The following is a 4,780-nucleotide window of genomic DNA, read 5'->3' as shown; positions in this document are numbered from 1 at the left end:
TACGATGAAGCCATCACCACCGGAGGCTCGATCGCCGCCCTCGTCGCGGCCGGTGTGGAGGTGCGGGTGGTGACGTGCACCCTCGGGGAGGAGGGTGAGGTCCTCGGTGAGGACCTCTCCGGGCTGCTGGCCGACCGCGCCGATCAACTCGGCGGGTTCCGGATCGGGGAGCTGGGGGTCTCGCTCCGCGCGCTCGGTGTCGACCGGCCCCGTTTTCTCGGGGGCGCCGGCCGGTGGCGGGATTCCGGGATGGCCGGGACGCCGTCCGCGCGGCATCCGCGCGCCTTCGTGGGCTCTGGGCGCGAGGCGGTCGACGAGATGGTGGCACTCGTCGACGACTGGCGTCCCGACCTGGTGGTGACCTATGACCCGCGCGGAGGTTACGGCCACCCCGACCACATCCGCGCCCACGAGGTCGTCCACAGTGCGATCGACCAGGCGGCCCACCGGCCCTGGCGGGTGGCGTGGACCGTCACCGCCAGGTCCGACGTCTCGCGACGACACCCGGCGCCGCCGGCCCACCTGCGTCACGCGGACGAAGCCGAGCTGCCATCCGTACCGGACTCACGGCTGACCCACCGTGTGCCGCTCGACGACGCCACCTATGCGGCCAAGCTGGAGGCCCTGACCGGACACGCGACCCAACTCGAACTGGTCCCGGGGCCGGATTCAGAACCGTGGTTCTTCGCCCTGACCAACGGGATCCTCCAGCCCGTCTCGGATGTCGAGTGGTATATCGCCCACGACCTCGCCGACCCCGGGGGCCCCTACGTCAAGTGCCCGCCCGGTACCGCTCACCTGCTCGACGGACTCGTGGGGGAGACCCGGTGACCGGCCGGGCCGCCCTCGTCCGGTCGACCAGGGTGATCGAACTCGGTGTAGCGCTGGTGATGCTCGCCGTCGGCGCCGCCACCAGCTGCGTGCTGGCCGTGGCCTGGCTCGCGACGTACGTCGGCCCGGTCCCGTTCCCGTTCACCATCCTGGCGGCCGGTGTGTGGTCGCTGTTCCTGGTGCGGGTCGCCTCGGCCTGGTCCGACCGGGCGATCGTGGCCGTGTTCCCGGCCCTGATCTGGATCCTCACGTTGGTGACGCTCAACCTGGGCCCCGGAGGCAACATGCCCGTCCCGATCGGGTTACGGGGCCTGGCTCTCCTGGTGGTGGGCGGTCTCATCCCACTGTGGGTCGCGACGCTGGGACGCTCACCGCGGGCGGAGACCCATCGACGGTGAGGAGCGCACGTCGGGGTCCCCGTCGTGGTGCCACACGTCCGTGATGCCGGGGGTCAGCGCCTCGGCCAGAGCCCAGGCCTCGTCGGCGTCCATGTCGACGACGGAGTAGACACCGTTGCCCGCGGGGGTGGCCGCCGAGACGGTCGCGACCCCCGCGGAACGCTGGAACACCGACTGGGTGACCGTCCACCCGATGATGCCCTCCGCCTCGAGCACGGTCCGCTTGGCGGTCCACGACCCACTCGAGCTCACCAGGACGTCGGGCAGCAGAGCGTGGCCGAGCATCCTGATCCGGTCGACGGACAACGCGAGGAAGAACACCAGGGCCGCCGGGATCCCCCACTGCACCCAGATGTCGGCCGATGGGCCGGAGTCGATCCGCACCAGGACGATCAGGCCGGCCACCACCCAGAACGGGAGGAGTCCACGGGTGATCCGCCGGCGCGCGGCCTTCCACGGGTGGCGCCGGAGCCTCACGGTGACCGGCGTCGGGTCGCCGAGGATGCGCGCGGCCACCCGCCGGACGTCCTTGATGGGGGCCTGCGGCAGCAGCGTCGACGCGGCGGCACCCTTCTTGGTCCCCGTCATGATGGGCTCGAGCCGGCCACCGCCCAGGAGCCGGAGATAGACCGGCAGACGGATCTCGACCCCTCGGAGCCTGGCCTTGTCCAGCGCCTGATGCTTCCGTCGGAGGATGCCGTTCTGGACGTAGAGCAACTGTCCACGGTCGGTGAGCGCGTACTTCCCGTAACGGATCGCGTACGTGATGATCGCCAGGACCCCGGCCACCATCCAGACCGCGATCACCTCGCCGACCAGAGTCCACGGCTGTCCCAGGGAGTCGAGCCACGAGACGGTCGCCTCGACCACCGCGAGGTCCATGACCCGGTCGTGCATGTCCCCCATCTGCCAGGTGAGGAGCCACAGGGACAGGAGAACGCCGAACCCGAGGAAGGAGAACGGCGCGAACCGCGCCCACGTGACGCGCCACCGGGAGATGTCCTCGCCGTACTTCGACCCCCACTGCTCCTCGTCCTCCTCGCTCAGCGTCGGGTCCAGGGCGCGCCGATGTTTGAGCAGTTCGTCGCGCAGCGGCTCGACCTGGGCAGTGTCGATGGCGTTGAGCCGGAACCGCTCGGCGTCCGACTTCCCGGAGTCCGCGCGGCCGGTGCCGACCTCGACGATCGATACGCGCATCACCCGGTGGAACAGGTCCGACTCGGTGTCCACGCTGCGGATCCGCTGGCGCGACACCGTGACCACGTTGCGGCTGAAGAAGCCCTTCTTCAGGACGATGTGGGTCCGGCCGACCTGGTAGCTCGTGGACAGCCACCTCAGTAGACTGCCCAGGACGATCAACGAGATGACGCCGATCTCGAACCAGTAGTTGTTGCGATTCGACCCCAACCACAGGGAGATGAGGAACAGCGGGAGCAACCGGGTCAGCATCCCCAGCGGGTCCACCAGCAGCATCCGCCAGGACAACCGGTGCCACGGGGCCTCCGGGTCGACCGCGCCGGCGTCGTCAGTCCGATCGGTCGGCGCCGTCTCCTCGGCCGCCTCCTGGTCCGGTGCCGATTCGGTTCCAGGGGCCCGCGCGGTGTCGACGGAGGAGCCGGCCTCGTCGTCGTCCGGACCGGCCGTCACCCCGGACACGGTCCCCGGTCCGCTCACGTCCCGTCCTCCGAGTCGAGGTTGGCGATGGCGATGAGGTGCTGCGCCAACGCCTCCGCGTCGGCGAGCACCAGGCCCCTGATCTCCACCGTGCCCTGCGCCGACGCGGTGGAGGCGTGGACGGTGGCCAGACCGAACCACCGTTCGAACAGGTTGCGGGTGGTGTAGACGGTCTGCAGGCGCGCCAGCGGGGCGATGCGGAACTGGGTGGTCCACCAGCCCTTGCGCGAGCACACGGCGGTGTCCGAGACGTCCCACCGGGCCACGACGTAGCGCCACCACGGCGCCACCACGATGGACATGAACGCGAACGGGACGGTCGCTGCCAGCGCGACCCAGTTCCAGAACCCCATCACGTTGTCGCCCCAGAAGTACCACCCGACCTGCAGGGCGGCGAGGATCGCCCACGACCAGATCCCCTCGATCACCCACAGCACCGGCGTGCGGGGGGAGATCCGGTGACGCGGAGCCGTGACCAGCACCCGGTTGGACGTCAGCAGACCCTCGCCGGAGTCGGGGACGTCCTCGGTAGCGGTCGCCGGAGCCGGCTCGCGCAGGGCGTGGGCGCCACCGGCGCCACGGGGAGGTGCGGACACCAGGGGATCACCGTTGCTGCGCAGGGGACGGGCGGGATCGGGCATGCCGCCCAGACTAGTGCGCGGTCCCGTTCCGTACGGCCGTGACCTCCCACGCAGCACCGGCCCTCCACCTCGCGGCCTCGGTGGGGCATCATCACGGACATGGATCTCGCCCTGACGCCCGTCGATCCCGAGCCCACGCCCTCGGCCATGCGCCGCGCGCTGCGCCGGGCCTCCGACGGGCTCACCCTCGACGTGACCGAGGCGGCGGTGTTGCTGGCCGCGCGTGGTGACGATCTCGTCCGGCTGACCGGGCTGGCGGCCGCGCGCCGCGACGCACGGCTCGTCGACGAGGGACGCCCGGGGGTGGTGACCTACTCCCGCAAGGTGTTCGTCCCGCTCACCCGCCTGTGCCGCGACCGCTGCCACTACTGCACGTTCGTGACCGTTCCGGGCAAGCTCCGGGCCGCTGGCGAGGGGCTGTTCCTCGACCCCGACGAGGTGGTGGACCTGTGCCGACGCGGCGCGGAAGCCGGGTGCAAGGAGGCGCTCTTCACGTTGGGCGACCGACCGGAGGACCGCTGGCCCGAGGCGAGGGAGTGGCTCGAGTCGCGCGGCTTCTCCTCGACCCTGGACTACGTCAGGGCCATGGCCATCCGGGTGTTGGAGGAGACGGGGCTGCTGCCGCATCTCAACCCCGGGGTGATGAGCTGGTCGGAGATGTCCATGCTCAAGCCGGTCGCACCGTCGATGGGGATGATGCTCGAGACCACCGCCACAAGGCTGTTCACCACCCCGGGTGCGTGCCACCACGGCAGCCCGGACAAGGACCCCGCGGTGAGGCTACGGACCCTGACCGACGCCGGGCGTCTCGCGGTGCCGTTCACCTCGGGGATCCTGGTCGGTATCGGGGAGAACTGGACCGAACGGGCCGAGAGTCTGCTCGCGTTGGCCGGACTGGCCAGGGAGTTCGGACACCTCCAGGAGGTGATCGTCCAGAATTTCCGGGCCAAGCCCGACACCGCCATGCGCGACTCGGCCGACGCGGACACCGGCGAGTTCCTCGCCGCGATCGCCGTCGCGCGCCTGGTGCTCGACCCGCGGGTCGCCGTCCAGGCCCCGCCGAATCTGGTGGACCGGGGGGAGGTGCTGGCTCTCATCGGCGCGGGGGTGGACGACCTGGGCGGCATCTCCCCGCTGACACCCGATCACGTCAACCCCGAGCGGCCGTGGCCGCATCTCGAGGGGCTGACCGCCGACCTGGCGGCGGCGGGGTGGGCACTGACCGAGCGTCTCACC

5 protein-coding genes are annotated in these 4,780 nt (G+C 71.0%); 3 read left to right on the top strand and 2 right to left on the bottom strand.

Annotated features, from left to right (window positions below; all coding sequences use genetic code 11):
- The coding region (mshB, locus tag G6019_RS15230; RefSeq protein WP_182627946.1) for an N-acetyl-1-D-myo-inositol-2-amino-2-deoxy-alpha-D-glucopyranoside deacetylase at window positions 1–831 on the top strand (831 nt) is incomplete at its 5' end.
- Window positions 828–1,229: a hypothetical protein gene (locus tag G6019_RS15225; protein ID WP_182613522.1), complete on the top strand. Its 402-nt coding sequence runs from the start codon at window positions 828–830 to the stop codon at window positions 1,227–1,229. The genes mshB and G6019_RS15225, both read left to right, overlap by 4 nt.
- On the opposite strand, the gene G6019_RS15220 is transcribed toward G6019_RS15225, so the two are convergent.
- The gene (locus G6019_RS15220) at window positions 1,200–2,903 is read right to left on the bottom strand and encodes a PH domain-containing protein (RefSeq protein WP_107756761.1); all 1,704 of its coding nucleotides are present in this window, start codon (window positions 2,901–2,903) and stop codon (window positions 1,200–1,202) included. The genes G6019_RS15225 and G6019_RS15220 overlap by 30 nt on opposite strands.
- Complete coding sequence (locus tag G6019_RS15215) at window positions 2,900–3,544, bottom strand: PH domain-containing protein (protein WP_107756760.1); 645 nt, start codon at window positions 3,542–3,544, stop codon at window positions 2,900–2,902. The genes G6019_RS15220 and G6019_RS15215 overlap by 4 nt, the downstream gene beginning before the upstream one ends.
- Window positions 3,545–3,643: 99 nt before the next feature.
- Between G6019_RS15215 and cofG the strand changes: the two genes are divergently transcribed.
- A partial coding sequence (gene cofG / locus G6019_RS15210; RefSeq protein ID WP_182627944.1) for a 7,8-didemethyl-8-hydroxy-5-deazariboflavin synthase CofG occupies window positions 3,644–4,780 on the top strand: 1,137 nt, incomplete at its 3' end.

Origin of the sequence: Dietzia sp. DQ12-76, from assembly GCF_014145045.1 — a bacterium.
Classification (GTDB): domain Bacteria; phylum Actinomycetota; class Actinomycetes; order Mycobacteriales; family Mycobacteriaceae; genus Dietzia.
The sequence above is the reverse complement of the archived record's forward strand: the minus strand, read 5'-3'. Positions and strand labels throughout refer to the sequence as shown.